This is a genomic window from Enterococcus sp. DIV2402 (assembly GCF_017426705.2).
GTDB classification, from domain to species: domain Bacteria; phylum Bacillota; class Bacilli; order Lactobacillales; family Enterococcaceae; genus Enterococcus_F; species Enterococcus_F lowellii.
Genome location: NZ_CP147251.1, coordinates 81402 through 106645 on the forward strand (window position 1 = coordinate 81402; position 25244 = coordinate 106645).

The 25244-nt window shown below is 35.4% G+C and carries 22 protein-coding genes and 1 pseudogene; 11 read left to right on the plus strand and 12 right to left on the minus strand.

The window, feature by feature from the left end; genetic code table 11:
• Positions 1 to 52: 52 nt before the first annotated feature.
• Both DOK78_RS00415 and DOK78_RS00420 read left to right on the plus strand, forming a co-directional pair.
• The gene (locus DOK78_RS00415) at positions 53 to 418 is read left to right on the plus strand and encodes a helix-turn-helix domain-containing protein (RefSeq protein WP_207871688.1); all 366 of its coding nucleotides are present in this window, start codon (positions 53 to 55) and stop codon (positions 416 to 418) included.
• Between the two features lie 159 nt (positions 419 to 577).
• Positions 578 to 2644 carry a heavy metal translocating P-type ATPase gene (locus DOK78_RS00420; protein ID WP_243430368.1) on the plus strand — a complete coding sequence of 689 codons (2067 nt, stop codon included), beginning with the start codon at positions 578 to 580 and terminating at the stop codon, positions 2642 to 2644.
• Positions 2645 to 2761: 117 nt separating this feature from the next.
• Here the strand turns inward: DOK78_RS00420 and DOK78_RS00425 are convergent.
• A pseudogene (locus DOK78_RS00425) lies at positions 2762 to 3048 on the minus strand (transposase); the annotation flags it as partial.
• A gap of 165 nt (positions 3049 to 3213) precedes the next feature.
• Positions 3214 to 3693 carry a DNA-binding protein gene (locus DOK78_RS00430; RefSeq protein WP_207871689.1) on the minus strand — a complete coding sequence of 160 codons (480 nt, stop codon included), beginning with the start codon at positions 3691 to 3693 and terminating at the stop codon, positions 3214 to 3216.
• A gap of 240 nt (positions 3694 to 3933) precedes the next feature.
• Here DOK78_RS00430 and DOK78_RS00435 point away from each other — a divergent pair, with 240 nt between their 5' ends.
• Entirely contained in the window at positions 3934 to 4425 is a 492-nt protein-coding gene (locus DOK78_RS00435) for a hypothetical protein (RefSeq protein WP_207871690.1), read from the plus strand.
• A gap of 47 nt (positions 4426 to 4472) precedes the next feature.
• Here DOK78_RS00435 and DOK78_RS00440 read toward each other — a convergent pair whose 3' ends face one another.
• Positions 4473 to 5222, minus strand: a complete 750-nt coding sequence (locus tag DOK78_RS00440; protein WP_207871691.1) for a helix-turn-helix domain-containing protein — start codon at positions 5220 to 5222, stop codon at positions 4473 to 4475.
• A 243-nt stretch (positions 5223 to 5465) separates the two neighbouring features.
• Complete coding sequence (locus DOK78_RS00445) at positions 5466 to 6095, minus strand: helix-turn-helix domain-containing protein (RefSeq protein WP_207871692.1); 630 nt, start codon at positions 6093 to 6095, stop codon at positions 5466 to 5468.
• A gap of 497 nt (positions 6096 to 6592) precedes the next feature.
• On the opposite strand from DOK78_RS00445, the gene DOK78_RS00450 reads away from it, so the two are divergent.
• Positions 6593 to 6964 carry a hypothetical protein gene (locus tag DOK78_RS00450; RefSeq protein WP_207871693.1) on the plus strand — a complete coding sequence of 124 codons (372 nt, stop codon included), beginning with the start codon at positions 6593 to 6595 and terminating at the stop codon, positions 6962 to 6964.
• Between the two features lie 380 nt (positions 6965 to 7344).
• On the opposite strand, the gene DOK78_RS00460 is transcribed toward DOK78_RS00450, so the two are convergent.
• On the minus strand, positions 7345 to 7995 hold the full coding sequence (locus DOK78_RS00460) for a deoxynucleoside kinase (RefSeq protein ID WP_243430369.1): 651 nt from the start codon (positions 7993 to 7995) through the stop codon (positions 7345 to 7347).
• 235 nt (positions 7996 to 8230) lie between these two features.
• On the opposite strand from DOK78_RS00460, the gene mvk reads away from it, so the two are divergent.
• The 4 genes from mvk to fni are packed head-to-tail and all read left to right on the plus strand — an operon-like array spanning position 8231 to position 12276.
• The gene (gene mvk, locus DOK78_RS00465) at positions 8231 to 9166 is read left to right on the plus strand and encodes a mevalonate kinase (RefSeq protein ID WP_207871695.1); all 936 of its coding nucleotides are present in this window, start codon (positions 8231 to 8233) and stop codon (positions 9164 to 9166) included.
• Positions 9159 to 10151 (plus strand): diphosphomevalonate decarboxylase, encoded by a 993-nt coding sequence (mvaD, locus tag DOK78_RS00470; RefSeq protein ID WP_207871696.1) that lies wholly within the window; start codon positions 9159 to 9161, stop codon positions 10149 to 10151. Before mvk ends, mvaD begins: the two co-directional genes overlap by 8 nt.
• Positions 10148 to 11239: a phosphomevalonate kinase gene (locus DOK78_RS00475; RefSeq protein WP_207871697.1), complete on the plus strand. Its 1092-nt coding sequence runs from the start codon at positions 10148 to 10150 to the stop codon at positions 11237 to 11239. Before mvaD ends, DOK78_RS00475 begins: the two co-directional genes overlap by 4 nt.
• A complete protein-coding gene (gene fni, locus DOK78_RS00480; protein WP_207871698.1) occupies positions 11236 to 12276 on the plus strand; it encodes a type 2 isopentenyl-diphosphate Delta-isomerase in 1041 nt (346 codons plus the stop codon). The genes DOK78_RS00475 and fni overlap by 4 nt, the downstream gene beginning before the upstream one ends.
• Positions 12277 to 12315: 39 nt before the next feature.
• Here the strand turns inward: fni and DOK78_RS00485 are convergent, their stop codons facing one another.
• Positions 12316 to 12798: a hypothetical protein gene (locus DOK78_RS00485; protein WP_207871699.1), complete on the minus strand. Its 483-nt coding sequence runs from the start codon at positions 12796 to 12798 to the stop codon at positions 12316 to 12318.
• 100 nt (positions 12799 to 12898) lie between these two features.
• Positions 12899 to 14293, minus strand: a complete 1395-nt coding sequence (locus DOK78_RS00490; protein WP_207871700.1) for a helix-turn-helix domain-containing protein — start codon at positions 14291 to 14293, stop codon at positions 12899 to 12901.
• Between the two features lie 432 nt (positions 14294 to 14725).
• On the opposite strand from DOK78_RS00490, the gene DOK78_RS00495 reads away from it, so the two are divergent.
• The gene (locus DOK78_RS00495; protein ID WP_207871701.1) at positions 14726 to 15091 is read left to right on the plus strand and encodes a helix-turn-helix domain-containing protein; all 366 of its coding nucleotides are present in this window, start codon (positions 14726 to 14728) and stop codon (positions 15089 to 15091) included.
• Between the two features lie 316 nt (positions 15092 to 15407).
• Here the strand turns inward: DOK78_RS00495 and adhE are convergent, their stop codons facing one another.
• On the minus strand, positions 15408 to 18002 hold the full coding sequence (gene adhE, locus DOK78_RS00500; protein WP_207871702.1) for a bifunctional acetaldehyde-CoA/alcohol dehydrogenase: 2595 nt from the start codon (positions 18000 to 18002) through the stop codon (positions 15408 to 15410).
• Positions 18003 to 18233: 231 nt separating this feature from the next.
• On the opposite strand from adhE, the gene DOK78_RS00505 reads away from it, so the two are divergent.
• Entirely contained in the window at positions 18234 to 18425 is a 192-nt protein-coding gene (locus tag DOK78_RS00505) for a hypothetical protein (protein WP_207871703.1), read from the plus strand.
• A gap of 41 nt (positions 18426 to 18466) precedes the next feature.
• Here the strand turns inward: DOK78_RS00505 and yajC are convergent, their stop codons facing one another.
• Positions 18467 to 18763 carry a preprotein translocase subunit YajC gene (gene yajC, locus DOK78_RS00510; protein ID WP_207871704.1) on the minus strand — a complete coding sequence of 99 codons (297 nt, stop codon included), beginning with the start codon at positions 18761 to 18763 and terminating at the stop codon, positions 18467 to 18469.
• A gap of 69 nt (positions 18764 to 18832) precedes the next feature.
• Positions 18833 to 19978, minus strand: a complete 1146-nt coding sequence (gene tgt / locus DOK78_RS00515; protein WP_207871705.1) for a tRNA guanosine(34) transglycosylase Tgt — start codon at positions 19976 to 19978, stop codon at positions 18833 to 18835.
• 172 nt (positions 19979 to 20150) lie between these two features.
• Here tgt and DOK78_RS00520 point away from each other — a divergent pair, with 172 nt between their 5' ends.
• Positions 20151 to 20849: a DUF975 family protein gene (locus DOK78_RS00520; protein WP_207871706.1), complete on the plus strand. Its 699-nt coding sequence runs from the start codon at positions 20151 to 20153 to the stop codon at positions 20847 to 20849.
• 53 nt (positions 20850 to 20902) lie between these two features.
• On the opposite strand, the gene DOK78_RS00525 is transcribed toward DOK78_RS00520, so the two are convergent.
• Positions 20903 to 23533 (minus strand): cation-translocating P-type ATPase, encoded by a 2631-nt coding sequence (locus tag DOK78_RS00525; RefSeq protein ID WP_207871707.1) that lies wholly within the window; start codon positions 23531 to 23533, stop codon positions 20903 to 20905.
• A gap of 539 nt (positions 23534 to 24072) precedes the next feature.
• Positions 24073 to 25104: a tRNA preQ1(34) S-adenosylmethionine ribosyltransferase-isomerase QueA gene (queA, locus tag DOK78_RS00530; RefSeq protein ID WP_207871708.1), complete on the minus strand. Its 1032-nt coding sequence runs from the start codon at positions 25102 to 25104 to the stop codon at positions 24073 to 24075.
• Positions 25105 to 25244 lie beyond the last annotated feature (140 nt).

Below are 25244 nucleotides of genomic sequence, written 5' to 3' on the forward strand. Positions count from 1 at the left end.
ACGGTGCTAAAATGAAGCCATAATTAAGCCGAGAAAGGAGCGTATGTTTACCATGACAAATGAGCTTTCGAAACGCATCATTGATTTAAGAGAAAGTAAAAATTGGACACAAACACAGCTCGCTGAAAAAATGGGTTTAAGCAAGTCTACAATGAGTAAAATTGAATCTGGTTATCGAAAAATTACCACAGATGAACTAAAACTATTAGCAGAAATTTTCGGTGTTTCAACAGACTATTTATTAGGTATCACCCCACCTGTATCTTCTGCACAATTAGCACCATTTGATATTCATGATTTATTAGATTCAAACGTACAAATTCTCTACAACGATCAAGGTTTTCTTTCTAAAACGGATAGATCGTACATTAATGACTTACTAGCAGTCTACTTTTCGCATAAAGAAGACGATAAATAACTAAAAATAACGGATGGAAACGCATCATTGATGATTGCTTTCCATCCGTTGTTTTTATGGAAAAAACCTAGATGGCTTTTATTTGACACAAAAAAATTACAAGTCTACAATGAAGTTACAAATGATTACAAAAGTAAACAATATAAAGGAGTGTTTCTAATGCACGATGAAAAGCACCACCAACACATGGATCATTCACACCATGAAAAAAGTCATATGGAAAATATGGAAAACATGGATCATCAACATATGCATGAGATGGATCATTCTATGCATATGGGAAATTTTAAACAAAAGTTTTGGCTCTCCTTCATCTTAGCTATTCCGATTATTATTTTATCGCCAATGATGGGTATGGAATTGCCGTTTCAATTTAGCTTTCCTGGTTCAGAATGGGTCGTCTTAGTTTTAGCAACCATTTTATTTTTCTATGGTGGACAACCATTTTTAAGTGGCGCTAAAATGGAAATCAAACAAAAAAATCCTGCCATGATGACACTGATTTCCTTAGGGATTACAGTTTCTTATGTCTATAGTCTCTACTCGTTTATTGCTACGAATTTTTTCCATCAACATGTTATGGATTTCTTCTGGGAACTAGCAAGTTTGATTGTCATTATGTTATTAGGTCATTGGATTGAAATGAATGCCGTTTCCAATGCTAGTAATGCCTTACAAAAATTAGCCGAGCTTTTACCAGATGAAGTGACCAAACTGCATACAGATGGACAAGAAGAACGGCTTTCGTTACAAGCTATTCACGAAGGCGATACCTTAGTTGTTCGTGCTGGAGATAAGATGCCTACCGATGGACGTATCTTAAAAGGACAAACTATCGTCGATGAATCCGCCGTAACGGGTGAATCAAAAGGCGTAAAAAAAACAATCGGTGATCGGGTGATTGGTGGTTCTGTAAACGGTGATGGAACCATTCATATTCAAGTAACGGGAACAGGTGAGAATGGCTATTTAGCCCAAGTCATGGAAATGGTTAGAAAAGCCCAATCTGAAAAATCACAGCTAGAAGCGCTATCGGATAAAGTTGCTAAGTGGTTATTTTATATTGCTGTGACAGTTGGCGTGCTTGCCTTTGTGATTTGGTTGACTCTTACAGATTTACCTATGGCGTTAGAACGCATGGTGACGGTCTTGATTATTGCTTGTCCGCATGCGTTAGGTTTAGCTATTCCTTTGGTGGTTGCTCGCTCTACTTCGATTGCTGCAAAAAATGGTTTATTGTTAAAAAATCGGAATGCACTTGAAAATGCTCACGATATTGATACGATTTTCTTGGATAAAACAGGAACGTTAACCCAAGGAACATTTTCCGTCACTGGCGTTGAAGTGATCGATAGCAATTATTCTAAAGAAGCGGCTCTGAAATATATTGGTGCCTTAGAGGCTTCTGCAAATCACCCCATCGCAACTGGAATTATGAACTATTTAAAAACAAAAGAAATTCAACCTTACACTGCACAAGACGAACAAAATATTTCCGGTGTGGGATTATCAGGCACCGTCGAAGGCAAAGCAATCAAAATTATTAATCAAAAAGAATTGCAACGAATGGATAAAACAGTGACTGCCTCCCTGATTCGACCTTATCAAGAACAAGGAAATACCTTAAGTTTCCTTGTTATAGAAAATGAATTGATTGCTTTTATTGCATTAGGTGATCAAATCAAACCTGAGGCAAAACAATTTATCGCTCATCTACAAAGCCGTGGCATCGAACCAGTCATGCTAACAGGCGATAATGAAGAAGCTGCCAAAAATGTGACGAATTATTTAGGAATAAAAAATTATTACGCAGGTTTGCTCCCAGATGACAAAGAGCGAATTGTATCAGAATGGGTGAACAAGAGCAACCGCGTAATGATGGTAGGTGATGGAATTAATGATGCACCTAGTCTCGCACGTGCCACCATTGGCGTAGCGATTGGTGCAGGGACTGATGTCGCAATTGACTCTGCTGATGTCGTGTTGACCAATAGCAATCCTGAAGATATTTTACATTTCTTAGATTTAGCCAAAGAAACCCGAAAAAAAATGATTCAAAATCTTTGGTGGGGCGCAGGTTACAACATCCTTGCGATTCCCTTAGCTGCCGGAGTTTTAGCTCCTATGGGTATTTTATTAAGTCCAGCTCTCGGAGCGATTTTGATGTCAATTAGTACTATTGTTGTCGCCTTAAATGCCATGACCTTAAAACTAAAAAAAGCTTAGGAAAATAAATTTCCTAGGCTCAGACTGTAGACAAATAGAATGTATAATCCTAAAACATAGCGATTATACATTCTATTTTTGTTTTTACTCAAAAAAAAGGCTTTCTGCCTTTTTTAACCAAGTGGCTAATTTTTTTAATTCATGGCAACAAACGTAAGCATTGTGTGTACGGCAACTTTTTCTAAGGAGCGATAGTTCGTCTACCGTAACCCATGCTTTTCTTTCGCATCTGCAAAGACACGTTCAATTGTTTCTTTCCATCATTTATAAATCCGACGATTCAATTCTGTGTGACACAATTCTTCTACTTGTTTAAGATACTCTTGCCAAATATGCCGAGTGACCATTTTTTAACATGGTTTACTCATAGTACATTGAGAATGTAAGAGACAGTTCTGGCATATGTCAATGTTTTTATTTTGAGAGGAACAATCAAAATAAGAAAACTAGTCTGATGTAGGAACGAAACCATAAGAGTTTAATTGATAGATAAACAAAAAAAGAAAAAGTTGTGTTCTGATGCTAGGTTAACTTCACCGCCGTTGAATTTATTTACGTTTACAAAATTTTTAGTTATTTGTTTTATGAATCCAAAATTGATACCATTTTCTAATTTCTTTGTTTTTTTTGTCATTATTATTTTCATGAATAGAATAATACTCTTTCATTGGTTCATTTAATGCTATTTGAGATTGCAGCTCTTTTATTACTATCTTATCTTCAGCACTTAATTGTTGTTGTTGATCTAGTAATTTTTGTTGTGTCTCTAATGCATTTTGAAGTATCCTAATTTGTTGATCTTTAATTTCTAGTTGCTCAATTAAACTTTTTTCATAATCATTTTTCTTTTCAGTATCATTATCAGATTTTTGTGTTGAACTCATATTTTTTGATATCTCATCTGTAATTTTTTTGATTCCTTCTTCAGTTATATAAACGACATTATTTCTTTTAGTGTATAAGTTATGAGGTAATTTTTTTACTCTATAAATTATTTTTCTTTTATTTACACCCAGTTCATCAGCTAATTGCTTAATTGTCATTTCCATTTGATAAAGTTCCTCCTTTAATATGAAAAATTTGTATAATTTAACTATACCAAAGATATTTTTATTGTATATCGTTGTACTACCAAAATATACATTTGTATATGGAAATATATATATTTGAAATAATATTAGTATTTAAAAACTCATTTGTATCATCTAAATGCTACAAACTGTGTCTTTACTTTATTACTAAACTAGTCAAATAATAAGCTTGTAAAAAATAATAAGGAGTGAATTTTAATGAAAAAAATCTGTTTGTTACTGTTTACAAGTTTATTGGTTGGTATTGGTCTAAGTGTTGGAGAAAAAGCTGTAGTTGCATCGGAATTATATCCTGTTCATCCTATAAAAGATGAACAACTTGTTACTGTAGATGAGTTGAGTGAAAATGCTAAACAACAAATTTCTGATCTCGGCTATGATTTAGCTAATCCTAATTTAAAAATTTACGATTTAACAGATAAGCAAAATCTGGCAAAACAAAATCTTCTTAATTCAATTGAGATTGGACCACAAGCAATGTTTGTTGACGTTGTTTCTGCATTTTATCAATATCGTTACTATCCATCTCTACAGCATATTAGATATGCAAACTATAGATACAAAACATTAAATGTCAGAAATGGCTATGAAGAGAGTGGTAGATATGGAATACAAATTAGTATAACTAGAGATGCCAGTGGCCAAAGAATCCAACTTATGGATCACATTATAGAATATCGAGTTTGGTGACATGAACTAAGGCATGAATTATCTTAAAATAATTCATGCCTTAGTTTTTAATTTATTTTTTTCCATTCAGAATCTATTTTATTTAAAAATTGTAAAAGATATGGCCGTTCAATATCCAATTCTTTATCAAAAATTTTTTGAAACTCATATGAAATAGTTGGTATTTCCAAAGGTTGTAACGTTTCTTTGTAAGTGAATGAAGAGTCCATATATAATTGCTGACCTGATAGATTCCTTGATAACCAGGAAACTAAAAACTTTTCTTTTGTTCCACTATAGATAATTGATACACCATTTATAAATGATTCGTCCCCATGTGTAGAGTTTGCATCTGCAATAAGATCCAATTGACTGGGTATTTCCCATATTTTATATGTTTTTATTTTATTAACACTGTACCCAATTGAATCTTCTTTTTTATAAAAACCGTATTCAGTCTCTTTCCATTCCTCCCTATCCAAATTTCTGTATAAATTATCTGTTTTAACTTTCCATATTAAAGAATATATCGTTAACAATAAGAATAAAAATATTACAATCCAAATTATTTTTTTTAGAATTCTTCCTTTTCTAGTATCTTTTGATATTTTATTCACGATTACCTCATCTCCTAACAATAAGTAGTCTAAACTAACTTTAAATTCTTCTGATAACTTCACAACCATATCAAGGTCTGGATATGTACGGCCAGTTTCCCAACTAGACACTGTTGTACGAGATACATTTAATTTTTCTGCTAGTATTTCTTGTGTCATATTTAATTCTTTTCTCTTAGATTTAATCATATCCTTAATCATAATATCCTCCTCAACGTTACTTTAGCTCATCTAAAATATATAAAAAAGTTATGTTTTGTCACAAAAATATATGTGGCAAATTGTATCGTTAATTTTTAACTATTTTGCCATACAAAAAACATGCTTTAGTATACCGAAATGTGTACTGTTTAAAATAATTTGTTTGTATATTCAATTATAGCATTGGTTTTCATAAAAAAAGAGCAGCATATATGCTACTCTTTTCAACTTAATTATCGAATTTTATCTATTGTCAATTCTAACAACATTGTACCTATTACCGAATGAATTAACAAATTCTATACCGTGCATTTCTCCAAACAATTGTGAATCGTCTAATGGTATCACAATTATATTGTCTTTATTTTTTGAAAAACTGATTGTTGTTCCTAGTTGTAGTTCCATATTCCATGGATTCGCTAAAGAACCAGATAGCATATACCCTGTATATTCTCTATAAAATGGTAAATCTGTTTCTATTACTAAATTGTTTTCAGTGACTTCTACAGATTTAATTTGGCTCATAGAAAAAACATTAGCATGTATAAATGCGGGTATGCCAAAGCATAAACATAATAATACTAATACTGTACCTAAAAAATAAAAGACTCGTAATTGTGTTGTTTGTTTTTTTCTATTTTTTGTATCATTAGTAATTTTTTCCACCACAACTTTATCTCCTTTCAACAATTCATCGAGGGATATATTGAATAATTCTGAAATATTGATGATTAACTGAATATCCGGATAATTTCTTCCATTTTCCCAATTTGTAATAGCAGATCTAGAAATATTCAATTTTTCTGCTAGTTCTTTTTGAGTCCATTTGTGTTTGCTTCTTAATTTTTTTATTTTTTCGCCAATAGTTTTCATAAACCATCCCCCTCGTAACTATTAATATCATTTTTTCATTTTATATCCTAGACAGATTATCGCCCATTTTTGTTTATAAGAGTTTTATGTTTGTCAGCTTAACACTCACAATAGCATTTTTTTATATTTTAATTCAAAAACTAGCTCTATTATAAATGACACAAATACTGTCATGTTGATATATCAAGGTTTTAGTCTTATTATCAAAAATTTTAATTTAAAACATTGATAACTTATGATATTTTTTATTTGTAAACATTTATTAAAATTCAAGGAGGAATTATAATAAAAAAATTAGTATGGTTGGACAGTTTGTTAGTATTGTTAAGTATAGGTTCTCAAATGGTTAGTGCTGAAGAGCAAGTTTCTATTGATTATTCAAAAATAACTACTGAAGTTGAAATTGTTACGAATACCATTCCTAATGAATTTTGGAGCAGTGGAAGATAGAAAATAATTGGGATGATTTAGAACCTCTTGCAGATGAAACTGATGTAATGAAAGAAGTTCAAGAAAATGGTGTTTCTCCTCAAGGACCTTCAATTCCCTGGTCAGAGTGGAATCTTGCTTCAAAAGGAAATCCACCGGCACTTTCTGGCAGTTTTAACAATTATGGAACTTTGTATAGTAACTATAACTATACTGGTCTAAAAAAATATAAATTTGAATTAAAGAATACTGGTAGCACTCCACTTAGCTATCAATGGAAAGATTTAGTTTTTAACTATGCTACTGGTTCTTTATCAGGTAATACAACAAAAACAGGTACTATCTCAGTGAGTTATACAGATATTTCATTTTACTTGAGAGTTGCACCTGGAAATAACAATGTTGTAGCCGGGAGTATTTCTGGGACTATAAAAAAATAAACGAATAATCGTACTAAAAAGCCAATGTAATAAAATTGGTTTTTTTAGTACGATTATTCATTTATTAAAGATATTATTTACTTCCTTTTTTGATTTATACTTTTGAAACACAGCTCGAATTTTTGTTAGCAATTCTTCTATTAAGCTTTCAGAAGTGTATTCTAGAAATTTACAATTTCTAGCCTCATAATCAATTGTTGTGATTTAGTCTAACATAACTTTTCCGTGTATTTTCATTTTATTCACCCTTTAATTGTATACACAGAGTATAATATATACCTCGAATTGCGTATATACATAGCTCTTCTTTTAGACTATTTGTCTATAGTCTGAGCCTAGGAAAATAAATTTCCTAGGCTTTTTTTAGATTCATTTTCACTCTATGCTTCTTGGCGCACTTCTTGTAATTTTTCTTCAATCAAATTTAGCACTTCTTCGGCTGCATGCGTATCTTCTACAAAATTCATTTGATCGCCATCAATTTGAATTTTAGGACTGGCATCGTATTCGTCAAACCATTGATCGTAACGCAAGTTTAATTCCTCATAATAATCATACAAACTTGGATCATGTTCAATTTGTTCGAATTCTCTTCCACGTTTTTTAATTCGTTCTAACATCGTTGGAAATGACACGCGAATATGAACCAATAAGTCAGGGTGTTTCTTTTTGGCTGCATAAGGTAATTCTTCCAACATGTTGGCTAATAATTCATCATAAACCCGCACTTCTGTTTCAGTCGCACGACCAAGGTCAGCATTTAAGTGAAACAATAAAGAATCTTCATAAATAGAACGGTCTAAAACGTTATTCTCATTTTTCAATGCTTGTTTGATACTATCGAAACGTTTATTCAAAAAATAAATCTGTAATAAAAACGCATACTTATTTGGATCTTCATAAAAAAGCGGCAAAACTTCATTATCATCCACTGATTCATAAAAAGCTTCACTTCCTAAACGATTTGCTAATAATGCAGTTAAACTTGACTTACCGGCACCAATCGTTCCTGCTAATACAATCACACTCATTTCCTCCAACTCACTCATCACTAAATATTGTATTATTTTCTCAACTAAACTAATGTACAACACTATATATAGTATGGTCAAGCGAAAGTTGGCTGAGGATTACGTAAGAAAATTCTCAAAAAAAGTCTTAAGATTTAGGATTTTTTCTTAGAATCAACATTGAGGGCTTAACGAGACGGCATTAATCTAGTAAAATAGCTAAGGGATTCTATTATGAAAAAGAAAGAGGTACGTCATGTTAGCAGAGGGGATAGGAAAAGCCACTGGAAAAATTATTTTGATGGGAGAACATTCTGTCGTTTACGGCGAACCAGCAATTGCTTTTCCATTTAGCGGTACACAAGTGATTGCTACAGTGAAAGAAAGTAGTGTACCATCATTATGCTCCACCTATCATGAAGGTGCTTTAGCTGACGCACCACAAGGCTTAACCAATATTCAACAATTAACAGCCAAGTTACAACAACATCTACACACGCCAAATTTTCATTTGATGATTCAAAGCACCATCCCTTCTGAACGAGGAATGGGATCAAGCGCTGCTGTCGCTGTCGCTGTGACCCGTGCTTTTTTTGATTGGCAAGAAGAAAAGCTATCGCAAACAACCTTGTTGAAATACGTTAACTTTTCAGAAAGTATTGCGCATGGAAATCCAAGCGGAATAGATGCTGCTGCAACAAGTGGTTGTAACCCAATTTATTTTGAACGCGGAAAAGAGTTTTTACCTTTTCCATTAAACATCGATGCTTATTTGCTTGTTGCCGATACCGGTATCAAAGGACAAACACGAGCAGCGGTTCGTTCTGTGGCTAAACTATTTGAAAAAGAACCTGACCAAACTAGTTTGGATATTCATCAATTAGGATTATTAGCTAAAACAGCCAAAGAAGCGATTATCCGCAATCAACCTGAGAAGCTTGGACTCGCGATGACCCAAGCACAACATTATTTACAGCAATTAACCGTCAGCAACGACACTTTAGATTCGTGCATCAAACTTGCCTTAGCAGAAGGCGCACTCGGTGCAAAATTAACTGGAGGCGGTCGAGGCGGTTGTTTTCTTGCCCTTTGTGATACGAAATTAAAAGCCGAAGCAATCGCTAAGAAATTAAAAGCACATGGAGCAAAAGATATTTGGCTTCAAGGATTAGGAGTTTACCAACATGTATAATGGAAAAGCACGCGCATATACCAATATTGCCTTAATCAAATATTGGGGCAAAAAAGACAAAGAACTGATTTTACCAATGAATAATAGTTTATCATTAACATTAGATGCGTTTTACACAGAAACCAGCGTCTCTTTCTCAAAAGCCTATACCGAAGATACGTTTAGCTTAGATGGTGTCTTGCAAGATGAAAAAGCGACAGCTAAAATCAGTCATTTCTTAGACCTTGCTCGTAAGAAAGCTGGGCTTCCGTATTTTGCACATGTCGAAAGCCAAAACTTTGTTCCCACTGCTGCCGGTTTGGCTTCTTCTGCTAGCGGATTAGCTGCTTTAGCTGGTGCTTGTAATGAGGCTTTGCAATTAGGACTTTCTGATAAAGAACTTTCCCAGCTTGCACGTCGTGGCTCTGGTTCTGCTTGTCGTAGTATTTTTGGTGGTTTCGTTGAATGGGAAAAAGGATATTCTGATACCACCTCTTATGCACAGGTGGTCCCATCCAATCATTGGGAAGATGAACTAGCTATGATTTTTATTTTGATTAACGACCAACAAAAAGATGTATCTAGTCGTGACGGGATGGAGCGGACCGTCGCAACTTCTGACTTTTATGATGGTTGGCTCGATGCCGTAGCTCGTGATATTCAAACAGCCAAACAAGCAATTGCAAACAAAGATTTCCAAGCTTTAGGTGAAGTCACCGAAGCCAATGGATTAAAAATGCATGCGACCACTTTGGCAGCCACTCCGCCATTTACTTATTGGTCACCTGATAGCTTAAAAGCGATGAACAAGGTTCGTCAAATTCGTCAAAATGGGCTAGCGTGTTACTTTACCATGGATGCTGGTCCTAATGTTAAAGTCTTGTGTCAGAAAAAAGATGTTGCTTCAATTTTAACAGCCTTGCAAGAAGAGTTTACAGAAGAACAATTAACCTGCGCCTATGCTGGTCAAGGATTAAAATCTTTAGAAATGGAAGTGTCGAAATGATCGAAGTCTCTACTCCGGGAAAATTATATATTGCTGGCGAATATGCAGTGGTTGAACCAGGACATCCAGCCATTATTGTTGCCGTTGACCAATTTATTACTGTAACGATTGATAGTGCCATTAAAAATGGGAGCATTCAATCACAACAATACAGTGAATTACCGATTCGTTGGACACGTCGCAATGGTGAACTAGTGTTAGATCATCGCGAAAATCCGTTTCATTATATTTTAGCAGCGATTCGTTTAACAGAGAAATATGCATTGGAAAAAGGAACCCTGCTCACTTTTTATGATTTAAAAGTTACGAGTGAATTAGATAACTCAAGTGGCCGAAAATACGGCTTAGGTTCTAGTGGTGCGGTCACAGTCGCAACTGTTAAAGCCTTAAATCTTTTCTACGATTTAAAAATGGATCAGTTAACACAGTTTAAAATTGCTGCTTTAGCGCACTTAGCCGTTCAAGGAAATGGTTCTTGTGGTGATATTGCCGCAAGCTGTTATGGTGGGTGGATTGCCTTTTCAACATTCGATCACGATTGGGTCAAGGAAAAACAAAAAATCTGGTCAATGTCACAGCTATTAACGAGTGACTGGCCACAACTATCTATTAAACCATTGACTGTTCCTAAAAATTTACGCTTATTAATTGGTTGGACGGGTAGTCCAGCCTCCACTTCTGATTTAGTCGACCAAGTCAATCAATCGACACAAAGTCAAACGGAAAAGCAACAAGCCTATCAAGAATTTTTAGATAAAAGCAAAGAATGCGTTGAAGACTTAATCGATGGCTTTTTAGACAATAATGTTACTAAAATTAAACAGATGATTAGTAAAAATCGCCAATTATTAGCAGACTTATCTTGTATTACTGGCGTGCGGATTGAAACTCCCGCCTTAAAACAGCTGTGTGATTTGGCCGAAGCCTGTGGAGGTGCAGCGAAATCATCCGGTGCTGGCGGTGGCGACTGTGGAATTGTCATTGCAGATCAAAAAACAGGGATTTTACCTTTAATGAGTCGATGGGAAAAAGCAGAAATCACCCCACTACCTTTACACGTCTATCACTATCGAGGAGGAATTAAATGAACCGCAAAGATGAACACGTCTCTTTAGCCAAAGCTTTTCATAAAACCAAACGAAATGACTTTGATGATGTGGCCTTGCTTCATCGCTCATTTCCAAGTGTTCGTTTAACAGATGTTTCGATTGCGACAGAACTTTTTGAACGCCCATTGAGCAGTCCATTTTTTATTAATGCAATGACTGGTGGCAGTGAAAAAACGAAACAATACAACCAGCAATTAGCGATCCTAGCCCGAGAAACAGATTTAATGATGGCGACAGGTTCCGTTTCAGCAGCCTTAAAAGACCCTTCTGTTGCAGATTCTTATCAAATTGTGCGCAAGGAATATCCTAATGGTTGTTTATTAGCCAACGTCGGTGCTGGTACGTCATTAGAGAACGCTCAACGCGCCGTAGATTTATTTGAAGCAAATGCTTTACAAATTCATCTAAATGCGCCTCAAGAGCTCGTAATGCCTGAAGGAGATCGTGATTTTACTAATTGGTTGCAAACGATTGAAGAAATCGCGACTCATTTGGACGTACCGGTCATTGTAAAGGAAGTTGGTTTCGGGATGACACGTGAAACGATTCAACAACTACTAGCTGTTGGCGTGACGATTATTGATGTCGCTGGTAGCGGTGGTACCAGTTTCACTCAAATCGAAAACGCTCGCCGCAAACAACGAGAATTTGCTTATTTAGATAATTTCGGTCTTTCCAATGTGGCAACTTTATTGGAAGCCAAAGATGTACCGGTTCCTTTTGAACTGATTGCATCTGGTGGGATTCGTAATGCCTATGATATTTTTAAGGCTTTATGCTTTGGAGCTCAAACAGTCGGCGTTTCTGGTACTATTTTAAATCACCTATTAACACACGGCTTAGAGCAAACCATCGAGCTTGTCCATCAATGGCAACAAGAACTGCATACCCTCTACGCCTTGACAGGAACCACTGAAACAGCCAAACTCAAAAAAGTGCCGCTTATCTTAACTGGCCATGCCAAAGAATGGTGCGAAATTCGCAATATTGATTATAAAAAATATAGCTCACGCTAAAAAAACCGCGAACATAGTTTAGATGTTCGCGGTTTATTATTATCTTTTACTTAGTAATCGTTGGAAAAAACCTTGTTTACATACAGCCGGAACTTCATCCAAATCTACCAATTGGTCATTTAGCATTCGTTGAAATCCCAAATTATCTTGCAGCATCAAACTATTTAGTTCTAATACCCCTTGCAAACTAGTCCATGTGCGACGAAGTTCCCCTTCTTTTTGCCCAAACAGTTCGCCATTTTCTTCAATCAACTGCGCCAACTCTTCAACCAATGTATGAACTAATTGATTTTGCTCACTTAATACAGTTGAGATTTCAGTTGGTCCAACTTCTTTTGCTGTTGCCCCTTCGACAAAGTCTGTCACAATCGACAAGCTATCTGCATAATCACGTAATTCAAAAATAAATGTTTGTGTCACTTCACGATTCATCAATGAACGATTTTGGCATAAACGCTGTTGTAACGCCACCAAACTCACTTGTGATTCAGCAAGCTGTCTTAATTGTTCTTCTATCGCCATTTTGTTTTGCACACTCCTAAATTGTTAATAGATACAGTCTACTCCAAAGCAAAAATTCGTCAAGAGAAAAATACGATTTATTTAGATAAAATGAAAATACTTAGCTGGAAGAGACGATATGAGTTATTTGAATGCGTTTTTTTATCTCTTCTCTCAAAAAAGTTAAATCTCTTTTAGATAGCATAGGATCGATTAAGATACCTGCTTGCGGGGACTCTGTAGAAATAACCACCGCTGAATCGTGTGACTCCACGAAAGTGACCTTTGCTAATTTCATTAAATCATGTTGAATAATTTTTTCCATTTGCTGTAGTCGTTCTACAGATAAGCTAGAATGCCAACGACAATAAACAGGTGCAACCAAACTTTCAGAAGAACCAAAATAAAAACAAGTATCCAAAAAATAACGTCTATTTAACTCAGTAGATAAGTGTGGGAATTTCTGAATGAACAAACGCCACAATTGATTAAATACACTGGCAGCATAGGGATTATTTGTCTCTGATCTTACTTGACTAGACAACTTGAAAATCGTATAAATATCTTTTAAAGGAATCATTTTTTCTAACAACAAGCGTTTATATCGCTTAATATATAGCTGTTTTTTTTCATTTTTATTCAACACACGTACATGCTGCTCAAAAAGAGTAATCCATTCATTGATTACTTCTTCTATGTCCTTTTGGTGTAAAATCTCAAAAGTTAATTGAGGTTCAAAATTAATAAAATCTAGCGAATACATAACAAATAAAAGATACGTCCAATCTGATTGTGAGCAATCACTCTGGGGCAATTCTAGCATATACGCTTGCTTGTCAAACGTTATTTCTAATTCTTTTCCTAAAGATTGTGAATGTAAATTAATAAACAGCCACAATGCCAAAACCTCTATATTTTGCTTGGCAGGTATTAAATAAAACGCCTGACAAACACTGCGACTTAACATCAAGTAAGTTTCTTTTTCAATCCATTTAACTTGACTGATTTTACGATGAACATAATAGAAAAACATAAAAAAAAGGAGCCGAATTTGACTTTCTTTTCCAGTAATAGAGACTTTCCTGCCTACTTTGAGGACGCATTCATACGGTATCAAGAACTCATTGATTTGACGAATCACTCGTCGCGCTTTGGAGACACTTATTTGTTGTTGCTGACAAAAATCTTCTGTAGAAAAAAAGCGAGACAACATCAGCTCTCGAAAAATACCATATACCAAATCTTCGGAGTAGAGTTTTTCAAAAACAGGGGTAAAATTAGCACCCTTTCGAGTTAATTTCACCCCATACTTGGTACTAATATGTAAATTTAACTGTTCTTGATTATAGAGTGAAGCAATTAAAGCTGAGAGGTCTTTTAGCACCTTTCGAATGGTTTGACTGGTGACTGTTTTCATTTTGATTGCCAGCATTTCACTAGTGACACACTCTTCTTGTTGATCTAAAAACAATAATAATTCTCTCTTTAACAACACTTCTTTAGAAAATCCAAACATGACTATTCCTCCCTGCTTTTTGGCTATTATTTCGCGTCACAACATTAAATGCATATTAAATTTTGAAAATAGTCTATGCTTTTAATTGCTTTCCCTATTAGACTTTGTTATTTTAAAAGATTATCAACATATGTTTCTTTTTTCGAAACTAAAAGGAACGTTTTTAATTAATTTTTCAGAGTGTTTTATTCCTAGAAATAAAACACTCTGAAAACCATTCGTTTATTATAGGGGGTTTCCTCTTAAAATAAACGTATTTTCAAAAAAACGCTCTTCTCCAAAAAGTTTCTATTTAAGATACACTTTTTATTATAAGCTTTATTTTTAAGTATCGTCAATGCTTTACATTTAAACCAATAAACATTTTGTATCTTTTTTCGAAACTCAATGATACGCAATGTTAAAAATTTGCAGAAAAGAGGAAGAATTTCGGTGACTAATAGTAGCATTTGCAAAAAAATTATCGACTTACGAAAGAAAAATGACTGGTCTCAAACCACTCTAGCTAAAAAATTAGGAATTAGTAAATCAACCATGAGTAAAATAGAAAATGGCTCTCGAAAAATTACTACCGATGAATTGATTCGATTAGCTGAAATCTTTGATAGTAGTTCGGATTATTTGCTTGGTCTTCAAAATAACTCCTGCCCAACTACTAGTATCCAGTATGATTTAGCACATTTACTTAATTCGAATTTACAACTATGTTACACAAATGAATTTATTGTCTCTGAAGAAGAAAAAGCATTTTTTAAAACCGTTATCTCTGGTCATTATTGTTTAAAAAACAATACGTAATGTCAGTTACCAAAAGAATCCTCTTCCTCCATTGATGATTTAGTGTAACTCTTAGTTTTACTATATACTTAAAAATTATCACAATAGCTTGAGTCATTGAGATAAACATGTAGATTGGTTCGTGAAGTTCTAGAGGATTGGTTTAACTATCACGATATTGCTCTGAGTTTTCTCGTTTGTTCTTTCAAACTTATCACATTAAATGCCTCTGTTATTATTAGCTCTAGCTTTTCCTTCACTGCTTATCCAATCACTCAAAAAACGCATGAGAAATCCTGTTTAGAATTTCTCATGCGTTTTAAGGTTTTGATTTATCTTATGCGTTATATGCATCAATAATGATTTGTTTTAACTCAGAAATCAATGGTTCTTTTGGATTGGCCGTTGTACATTGATCTTCGTATGCTAATTCTGCCATACGATCAACCGTTGTATCTAGCGTTTCTTGTGTGACACCTTGTGCTTTCAAGTTCATATCGATTCCTAAGCTTGTTCCTAAATCAGCGACTGCTGTGGCAAGGGCTTCAACTAATTCCGCTGTTGTTTCACCTTTCAGACCTAAGAATTTGGCAATGTCTGCGTAATCTTGATCTGCACGGAAATAATCATATTTAGGGAACATCGCATGTTTTTGTGGATCTTTCGCATTGTAACGAATAACATGTGGCAATAAGATTGCGTTCGTACGACCGTGTGGAATGCCGTATTCTCCACCAATTTTATGCGCAACTGAGTGACAAATTCCTAAGAAGGCATTTGCAAAGGCCATCCCTGCCATTGTTGAAGCGTTATGCATTTTTTCACGAGATTCCATATCTGGTGTTTTTGTTGATTTTTCTAAGTTTTCAAAGACTAATTTGATTGCTTGTAAACTTAAACCACGTGTATAATCAGACGCCATGACTGAAACATATGATTCAATCGCATGAGTTAAGACGTCCATTCCTGTGTCAGCAGTTACTGAAGCTGGTACAGATAAGACAAATTGTGGGTCGATGATTGCAACATCTGGTGTTAACGCATAGTCAGCTAATGGGTATTTCACATGTGTTTCGCTATCTGTAATTACCGCAAATGGTGTTACTTCTGATCCGGTACCAGAAGTTGTTGGAATACATACAAACTGTGTTTTTTCTGGTTTGTCAATTTTGTACGTACGTTTGCGAATATCTAAGAATTTTTGTTTTGCACCAAAGAATGATGTATCTGGGTGTTCATAGAACATCCACATGCCTTTTGCCGCGTCCATTGCTGAACCACCGCCTAGAGCAATTACGGTATCAGGTTTGAAATCAACCATCATTTCAGTTCCTTTGTAAACTGTATTTGTTGAAGGGTTTGGTTCAACATCAGAGAAGATTTCAATTTGTACTGGATTTTTACGACGAGCTAATACTTCACGAACCGTATCTGCATATCCGAATTGAACCATTCCTGGGTCACAAACGATCATCACTCGTTCAACGTTTTCCATTTTTTCTAAATATAAAAGAGAATTTTTTTCAAAATAGATTTTTGATGGTAGTTTAAACCATTGCATGTTATTTCTCCGTTTCGCCAAAGTTTTCACATTGATTAAGTTCACAGCTGATACGTTACGAGATACAGAGTTTTTACCGTAAGAACCGCAACCTAATGTTAGTGATGGAATCATTTCATTATAAATGTTACCAATACCACCTTCTGCTGATGGCGTATTCACTAAAATACGGCAAGCTTTCATGCGTAAACCAAAACGCACTTGTAAGTTTTCATCTTCTGAATGAATAACTGCTGTATGACCTAAGCCGCCTAAGTTCAACATCGCTTCACATAAATCTAATCCGTGTTCTGTATTTTTTGCTTTAATCATCGCTAATACTGGAGATAATTTTTCACGTGACAATGGATAATCTTCACCAACGCCTTCTAATTCAGCGATTAACATTTTTGTGCCTTCTGGAACGGTAATGCCTGCTAATTGTGCAATTTCAATAGCTGAATGGCCAACGATTGCTGGATTTACTGCATATTTACCTTCATTCATTACGGCATCTTCTAATTTTTGTAATTCATTTGGTTTTACAAAGTATACTTGATGCGCTTGGAATTCAGCTTTTACGGCTGCATAGATTTCACGGTCAACAATCACTGCTTGTTCAGAAGCACAAATCATTCCATTATCAAATGTTTTTGAAACGATTAAATCGTTCACTGCACGTTTAATTTTAGCTGTTTTTTCAATATACGCTGGTACGTTACCAGGTCCTACACCTAAAGCTGGTTTTCCTGTTGAATACGCTGATTTCACCATTCCAGCACCACCAGTTGCTAATACAATCGCAATACCAGGGTGATTCATTAACCCTTGTGTCGCTTCAATAGATGGATGCTCAATCCATTGAACACAATTTTCTGGTGCACCAGCTGCAATTGCCGCATCACGTACAACACGAGCTGCTTCAGCTGAACATTTTTGTGCACTTGGATGGAAGGCAAAAACAATTGGATTACGTGTTTTTAATGCAATCATTGCTTTAAAAATGGTCGTTGATGTTGGATTAGTTGTTGGAGTTACTCCACAAACAACGCCGACTGGTTCTGCAATTTCGATAATTCCTTTTTGTTTGTCTTCGTTAATAATTCCGACTGTTTTATCATGTTTGATATTGTTCCAAATATATTCAGAAGCATACATATTTTTAATTGCTTTATCTTCATAAATTCCGCGACCCGTTTCTTCAACAGCCATTTTTGCTAAAGGCATATGTTGATTTAACGCAGCCATTGCCATTTCATGCACAATGTTGTCGATTTTTTCTTGATCAAAGTTTTCCATTTCTTTTAAAGCGACATTTGCTTTCACTGCCAAATCGTCAATCATCACTGATACATCAATAGTTCCAACTTCTTTTTCTACTGTCTTAGCCATGGTAATCCTCCTAAAGATTATCTACTTTTTATTGTTAAGTATTTCACATATAGAATGATACACGATTATTTTTTATTTGTAAAGTGTTTTAGTGATATTTTTCACAATTATTTTTTTAAATTTTTTTTGAACATTTTTATCACTTTACTACCCACTTTTGAAATCTCACGTTATACTAATAACAGCGAAATATTTCATTTAAGAAAACGTGTTGGAAAGAGGTTTGTTATAGTGTATAAAAAACGTCAAATAGCGCTTGGGATTTTAGCTTTTATTATCTTTTGCACCTTATTTGCTTTCACACGACATTTACGTCGTCCCCCTGCTTCAATTATGCAAGATGCCTTTCAATTATTTCTTTATCTTTTCTTGTTTGTCGTTGAAGGCTTCGTCTTATATATCGCCTTGCGCAAGAAAAAATAATACCGTAAGAGAATGTGTGGAACATTCTCTTACGGTATTTTTTAATCTTCTTTCGTTTCTTCAATTACTGTTACTTCTTCAGAAACAGTTGGAGCGTTCACAGTACGAATTGACGTACGATCGAATTCTAAATAAATTCCATCACAATCGATTTCTACGGTGTTTTTTGTTTCATTAATAGCTGAAATAACACCATGTAAACCACCAATTGTTACGACGCGACTTCCGACTTGCATACTATCTAATAAGTTTTGACGTTGTTGCTGTTGTTTCTTTTGAGAACGTTGCATGAAAAACAACATGGCAGCAATCGGAATAATCATAATAAGCATTTCCATTTTTTTCACCTCAATATTTTAAGCTTCCTCTTTTACTTTAGCAGATACGCTTAGAATTCACTAGCTTTTTTAGAAATTCTTTGCGTTTTCCTTATTAAATCCATATTCTTCAAAGAAGTTTTGGCGGAATTCTAATAAGTTATCATCCATAATTGCTTGACGTACTTGTTTCATCATATTCAATAAGAAATGCAAATTATGATAGGAAGTCAATCGAATACCAAACGTTTCATCACATTTAATTAAATGACGAATATAAGCTCTTGAGTAATTACGACAAGTGTAGCAATCACAGTTTTCATCAATTGGTCGGTAATCACGAGCAAATTGAGCGTTCTTAACAACTAAGCGCCCTTTTGATGTCATACACGTCCCATTACGCGCAATACGAGTTGGCAATACGCAATCAAACATATCAATTCCACGAATGACACCATCGATTAATGAATCTGGTGTCCCAACGCCCATTAAATAGCGCGGTTTATTTTCGGGAATTAATGGGGTAGTGAATTCTAATACACGATTCATTTCAGCTTTTGGTTCACCAACGGAGAGTCCTCCGATAGAATACCCTGGAAAATCCATGCCAATTAAATCATGGGCACTTTGACGACGTAAATCTTCAAAGCCTGCTCCTTGGATGATACCAAATAATCCTTGGCGGTCAGGATTGGCATGCGCTTTTAAGCCGCGTTCTGCCCAACGTGATGTTCTTTCCACTGATTTTTTTACATAATCATAACTTTCATCAAATGGTGGACATTCATCAAAGCTCATCATAATATCTGAGCCTAATTTATTTTGAATATCAATTGCTTTTTCTGGTGACAAGAACAATGGTGAACCATTCAAATGATTTTTAAAATGCACACCTTCTTCAACGATATTACGCATATCAGCTAATGAGAAAACTTGGAAACCACCTGAATCAGTTAAGATTGGCTGATCCCAGTTCATAAATTTGTGTAAGCCGCCTGCTTCAGCTACGATATCTTCTCCTGGACGCAACCACAAGTGATACGTATTGCTTAAAATAACGCCTGCGCCCATGGCTTTTAATTCTTCGGGAGCAATTGTTTTAACTGTTGCTAGTGTTCCAACTGGCATAAACATTGGTGTGGGGAACGTTCCGTGTGGAGTGATTATCTCTCCTAAACGCGCTCCTGTATGCTTTTCTTTTTTTATTAATCGATAACGAATGGCAGGTTCCGACATTCATTTCCCTACTTTCTTTAGTTAATATATACCTCTCTCCATCATAAATCGTAGGTGGTCTTTTTGCAACTCTGGAGGAAAAAAGTTTCTTTTTTATCGTTTCTTTTCTCTTAATGTTATTTTTTTGTTACACTAATAAACGTACTAATTAATTATGAAAGGAGTCGATAGTATGAAATCAAATGCTGAATTAAAAATGGAAGCAAAACAAATGCTACAAGGACGTTGGAAAGAAAGTATTTTGCTTTGTCTAGTCCCAACCTTATTAGGTATTTTAGCCATTGCTATTGCACTTATCTTGTTAATTCCATTATTTATTATGCTGAGAGACTTACCAACTTATGTGGATGGCTCAATGGGCGTTTCTAGTGATGGAGGTGGCAGCGGTTCTGGTGGTAGTTTTGTTAGCAGTTTACTAGGTACCTATTTCACTGTAGCAATCGGTTGGACGTTTTTAGATGTCCTCCGTGGACGCAAAGTCGTGATTGAATCTTTTAGAGATATTTTTCGTGGATTCCGTTCACCTTATGCACTAGCAATTTTTGTATTGTATTTCTTAACAACACTTTTCACAACTTTGTGGTCTCTATTATTTGTAATTCCAGGAATCATCAAAGCATATTCTTACTCACAAGCTTACATGATTTATTATGATACTGTCGAAGCAACGGGTGAGCGACCAGGTTATTTAGATACTATCACTGCCAGCCGTCGTTTAATGGATGGTCATAAAGGACAACTATTCCTATTAGACTTAAGCTTTATTGGTTGGCATCTTTTAGCCATTGCGACATTAGGTATTGGTTATTTATGGTTAACCCCTTATATCGAAGCAACAAAAGCAGCTTTTTATGATAATTTACCGAAATAATTTTTAACAAAAGACGGATACTCCTGTAACTAGGAGCTATCCGTCTTTTTATCTTATTCTTCTTCTGGTAACTTATGGAATTTAATCATTTCATTAACGAATACTGGAACAATTGATAAAACAATTGCTAACATCCAATGATTCAGTCCAACTGGCACTAAGTTAAATAGTTCTTGTGTAAATGGTACTAAAGCAATAACAGTAGTGATGATAATTGCCAAGACAGCCATCTCAAATAATGATTTATTTGAAGATAATTTGACTTGGAAGATTGATTTTTCACTACGCACATTAAACACATGAATAATTGATGAATAAGCTAAGATTAAGAAGGCTACTGTTTGTCCGACTTCATGACTTGCACTAACCCAAGGGCTTACACCATCAACGAATGCGCCTAGATAAAAACCAAATAGTGTCACGACTGTAAATATAGATGCATTAATACCAATTTTTTGCCATAAACCACGTGAAAAAATACTTTCTTTTGGTGAAATCGGTGTTTCATCCATAATACCATTCATCGCTGGTTCTTTCCCTAAGGCAAAACCGGGTAGCCCATCTGCTACTACGTTAACAAACAGAAGTTGTACTGCTGTAAATGGTGCACCCCAGCCTACTAACATGGCAATTAACACAATAAAAATTTCAGAGATATTACAACTCAATAAGAAATTAACTGTTTTACGAATATTTTGATATACCGTACGCCCTTGTTCTACGGCATCAACAATTGTTGCAAAGTTGTCATCAGTCAATACCATATCTGCGGCACCTTTAGCAACATCGGTTCCAGTAATTCCCATAGCACAACCAACATCACTAGCTTTTAAGGCAGGCGCATCATTAACACCATCCCCAGTCATTGCGACTGTTGCGCCAGTTCGTTGCCATGATTGAACAATACGAATTTTATCTTCGGGTGTCACACGAGCATATACAGAATATTCTTTGACCGTGCTATCTAGCTCTTCTTCTGACATGTCACGTAATTGCGCACCCGTTAAAGCTTTATCTCCTTTTTGCAAGATGCCTAATTCTTTGGCAATTGCACTTGCTGTCACAACATGGTCACCAGTAATCATAACTGTTTTAATACCAGCTTTTTTTGCGCGAGCAATCGCTGCTTTACTTTCTGGGCGTGGTGGATCAATCATTCCAATTAAACCAACTAATTTCAAATCACGCTCTAAAAATTCTGAAGTCATTTCTGTTGGTTCTTCATCATAAACACGGTAGCCGACTGCAATAACTCGTAACGCTTTTTTACCAAAGCGGTCATTAACCACAGTTGCTTGATCCAAATCGCCAAAACGGAACAGTGGTAATAAGACATCAAAGGCTCCTTTAGTAACGGAAATGTATTTTTTCCCACGTTTGTGGACAGTTGTCATCATTTTACGAGTTGAATCAAATGGAATTTCTCCAATTCTAGGAAATTCTTCACGTAATTCTTTTTGTGAGTGATAATTTTCTTGAATTGAGCGTACAATTGCAATTTCAGTTGGGTTCCCAATATAGTTAAATTCATCTTTTTCTTTTTCAACAACCACATCGGTACATAAAGCAGCAATTTTTAAGACTTCCATCGCTTCTTCAGTCATGGCATCTTGTGTATCGACGACTTCATCACCGTGCGCCCAAACTCGGCGAACAGTCATTTTATTTTGTGTCAATGTTCCTGTTTTATCTGAGCAAATCACACTTGCTGAACCCAATGTCTCTACGGCTGGCAAACGGCGAATAATGGCATTTTTCTTTGCCATTTTTTGGACGCCAAAAGCCAATGCTAATGTTACGATAACCATTAATGTTTCTGGCACCGCAGCAACCGCTAGTGAGACAGCTGTCATAAAAATATCCAACACTGGTTCGCCTTGCATATACCCTAAAGCAAAAACAATGGCAGCTGCGACTAAGGCAATTAAGCTGATACGCTTACCTAGATTATTTAAACGTGCTTGTAACGGTGTTTCTTGGGCTTGACTTTCATTTAATAAACCAGCAATTTTACCCATCTCTGTTTGCATTCCAGTTGCTGTCACAATCGCTTGTCCACGGCCATTTACGACTGTACAACCTTTAAACAACATGTTGATTTGATCTCCTAAGCTTTCGTCTCCGGTAGCTACAAAATCAACTTCTTTTTCGACAGGTTCACTTTCACCGGTCAATGCAGATTCTTCCACACGTAATTGTGACCCTTTGATGATTCTTGCATCAGCAACAATCATTGATCCATTTTCAATAACTAATGTATCCCCAACGACCACTTCTTCTGCATCAATTTCTAGTAACTGGCCATCTCGAATAACTGAAGCAGTTTGCTTATTCATATCTTGCAAAGCTGCTAATGCTTTTTCAGCATTTCCTTCTTGAACAATCGCCAAAACTGAATTAATAATAACAATGGCAATAATTAAAATTCCTTCAAATAAATCACCGTGATCCGTTGCTACGGCAGTGTAAAATGAAATGGCTGCTGCGACTAATAAAACAATTGTCGTAAAATCAGACAGACTATGTAAAATTTTCTTCACCATTGACTCTTTTGGCGCTTCTTCAAAACGGTTGCGTCCGTCTCGTTCCAAGCGTTCAGATGCTTCTTGTTGTGTTAAACCACCTGTATTTGTCGCTTGCAATTCTTGACGAACCTCTTCTGTAGTTTTTTTGTATGCTTCCATTAAACCCCTCCTTTACGTATACTTCTACTGTACCACGAACTTTTCATATCATGCAACATTCAACTTAGGTTATCCGAAACTATTAAATATTTTTTCAAATTCAGCATAAAAAATAAATAGAGTTTTGTTATTTTTTTGATTTTTATCTATATCATCTTCACAATTTCTTCTTATTTTCGTGTTAGAATGCTTTTGTTTTGCAAACGCTATCATTTTATGGTATGCTTTGGGTGTAAGGAAGGAGCAACATTTGTTGAGTTAGTTCACTATAAATAACAGCAAAGCAAAAAGTTGTCACAGCTACAAGTTTCACCTAGTATTTTAAAAGTAAATGTAATGAATGTTTCAAAGCTACACCTTCTTTAAAAGAAAAACATGAACCCCATTGTAACAAAACTTGCTAAAAAATTAGTGTCGAGTTTGTATTCCAAGACAAAATTTTTTGTTCCATGTACCACAGTAACACGCACGACAACTCAACAAAGCCTTCCAAAGTAAAAGACGGTTGCCACGAAATTTGTGGCAACCGTTTTTTTGTACTATTTAACGAACATAGCATCGCCAAAGCTAAAGAAACGGTAGCGTTCTGTTACTGCATGTTGGTACGCAGCTAAAGTTTGTTCTCTGCCTGCAAACGCACTAACAAGCATAACTAAGGTTGATTTTGGTAAATGGAAATTCGTTGAAAAAGCATCTACTACTTTAAATTCATAGCCAGGTGTAATAAAGATACTTGTCCAACCACTATCAGCTTGAATTTTTCCATCAAATTTAGTCCCAATTGTTTCTAAAGTGCGAATCGACGTTGTTCCAACTGCAACAATGCGACCACCATTGGCTTTAACATGATTCAACTTGTCAGCAGCATCTTCGGTCAAACGATAAAATTCACTGTGCATTTCATGTTCATCAATCTTGTCTACACTAACTGGACGGAAGGTTCCCAATCCTACGTGTAGCGTTAAAAAGACTAACTCGATTCCTTTGGCTTGAATTTTTTCTAGTAATTCTTCTGTAAAATGGAGACCCGCAGTTGGTGCCGCTGCTGAACCATTTTCTTTTGCATAAACGGTTTGGTAACGGTCAGGATCTTCTAAACGCTCTTTAATATATGGTGGTAATGGCATTTCACCTAGTGATTCTAAAATTTCCAAAAAGATACCGTCATAACTAAATTCAATGATTCGACCACCATGCGTTAATTCCTCTTTCACAGTCGCTTTTAAACGACCGTCACCAAATGAAATTTCTGTACCTATTTTGGCGCGTTTAGCCGGTTTAATCAACGTTTCCCACGTATCGCCTTCTGTATTGTTTAACAATAAAATTTCTAAATGCGCACCTGTCTCTACCTTTTCACCGTATAAACGTGCAGGTAATACACGCGTGTCATTCATAACTAACGCATCACCTTCGTTTAATTCGTCGATAATATCATAAAAATGTTTATCTTCCATTTTTCCCGTTTTTGAATCTAAGACAAGCAAACGTGAACTTGTACGATCTGTTAAAGGCGTTTGTGCAATCAATTCTTCTGGTAATTCAAAATCAAAATCTTCTGTTGTTAACATATTCTTCACTCTTTCTTTCTCAATCTGCCTACCCATTTTAGCACTTTTTTTCAAATTGTTTCAAAAAAATGAATTTCTCTTTTTTGTTTTATGAGAAAAGTCTGTGAACTCTTACAGGTACAAGGGGTTGTGCAATCGTT

Bases quoted from the DNA above. Each gene is read 5' to 3' on its own strand.
- DOK78_RS00415 (WP_207871688.1), top strand. From the start codon at position 53: ATGACAAATGAGCTTTCGAAACGCATCATTGATTTAAGAGAAAGTAAA.
- DOK78_RS00420 (WP_243430368.1), top strand. From the start codon at position 578: ATGCACGATGAAAAGCACCACCAACACATGGATCATTCACACCATGAA.
- DOK78_RS00430 (WP_207871689.1), bottom strand. From the start codon at position 3,693: ATGGAAATGACAATTAAGCAATTAGCTGATGAACTGGGTGTAAATAAA.
- DOK78_RS00435 (WP_207871690.1), top strand. From the start codon at position 3,934: ATGAAAAAAATCTGTTTGTTACTGTTTACAAGTTTATTGGTTGGTATT.
- DOK78_RS00440 (WP_207871691.1), bottom strand. From the start codon at position 5,222: ATGATTAAGGATATGATTAAATCTAAGAGAAAAGAATTAAATATGACA.
- DOK78_RS00445 (WP_207871692.1), bottom strand. From the start codon at position 6,095: ATGAAAACTATTGGCGAAAAAATAAAAAAATTAAGAAGCAAACACAAA.
- DOK78_RS00450 (WP_207871693.1), top strand. From the start codon at position 6,593: ATGAAAGAAGTTCAAGAAAATGGTGTTTCTCCTCAAGGACCTTCAATT.
- DOK78_RS00460 (WP_243430369.1), bottom strand. From the start codon at position 7,995: ATGAGTGTGATTGTATTAGCAGGAACGATTGGTGCCGGTAAGTCAAGT.
- mvk (WP_207871695.1), top strand. From the start codon at position 8,231: ATGTTAGCAGAGGGGATAGGAAAAGCCACTGGAAAAATTATTTTGATG.
- mvaD (WP_207871696.1), top strand. From the start codon at position 9,159: ATGTATAATGGAAAAGCACGCGCATATACCAATATTGCCTTAATCAAA.
- DOK78_RS00475 (WP_207871697.1), top strand. From the start codon at position 10,148: ATGATCGAAGTCTCTACTCCGGGAAAATTATATATTGCTGGCGAATAT.
- fni (WP_207871698.1), top strand. From the start codon at position 11,236: ATGAACCGCAAAGATGAACACGTCTCTTTAGCCAAAGCTTTTCATAAA.
- DOK78_RS00485 (WP_207871699.1), bottom strand. From the start codon at position 12,798: ATGGCGATAGAAGAACAATTAAGACAGCTTGCTGAATCACAAGTGAGT.
- DOK78_RS00490 (WP_207871700.1), bottom strand. From the start codon at position 14,293: ATGTTTGGATTTTCTAAAGAAGTGTTGTTAAAGAGAGAATTATTATTG.
- adhE (WP_207871702.1), bottom strand. From the start codon at position 18,002: ATGGCTAAGACAGTAGAAAAAGAAGTTGGAACTATTGATGTATCAGTG.
- yajC (WP_207871704.1), bottom strand. From the start codon at position 18,763: ATGGAAATGCTTATTATGATTATTCCGATTGCTGCCATGTTGTTTTTC.
- tgt (WP_207871705.1), bottom strand. From the start codon at position 19,978: ATGTCGGAACCTGCCATTCGTTATCGATTAATAAAAAAAGAAAAGCAT.
- DOK78_RS00520 (WP_207871706.1), top strand. From the start codon at position 20,151: ATGAAATCAAATGCTGAATTAAAAATGGAAGCAAAACAAATGCTACAA.
- DOK78_RS00525 (WP_207871707.1), bottom strand. From the start codon at position 23,533: ATGGAAGCATACAAAAAAACTACAGAAGAGGTTCGTCAAGAATTGCAA.
- queA (WP_207871708.1), bottom strand. From the start codon at position 25,104: ATGTTAACAACAGAAGATTTTGATTTTGAATTACCAGAAGAATTGATT.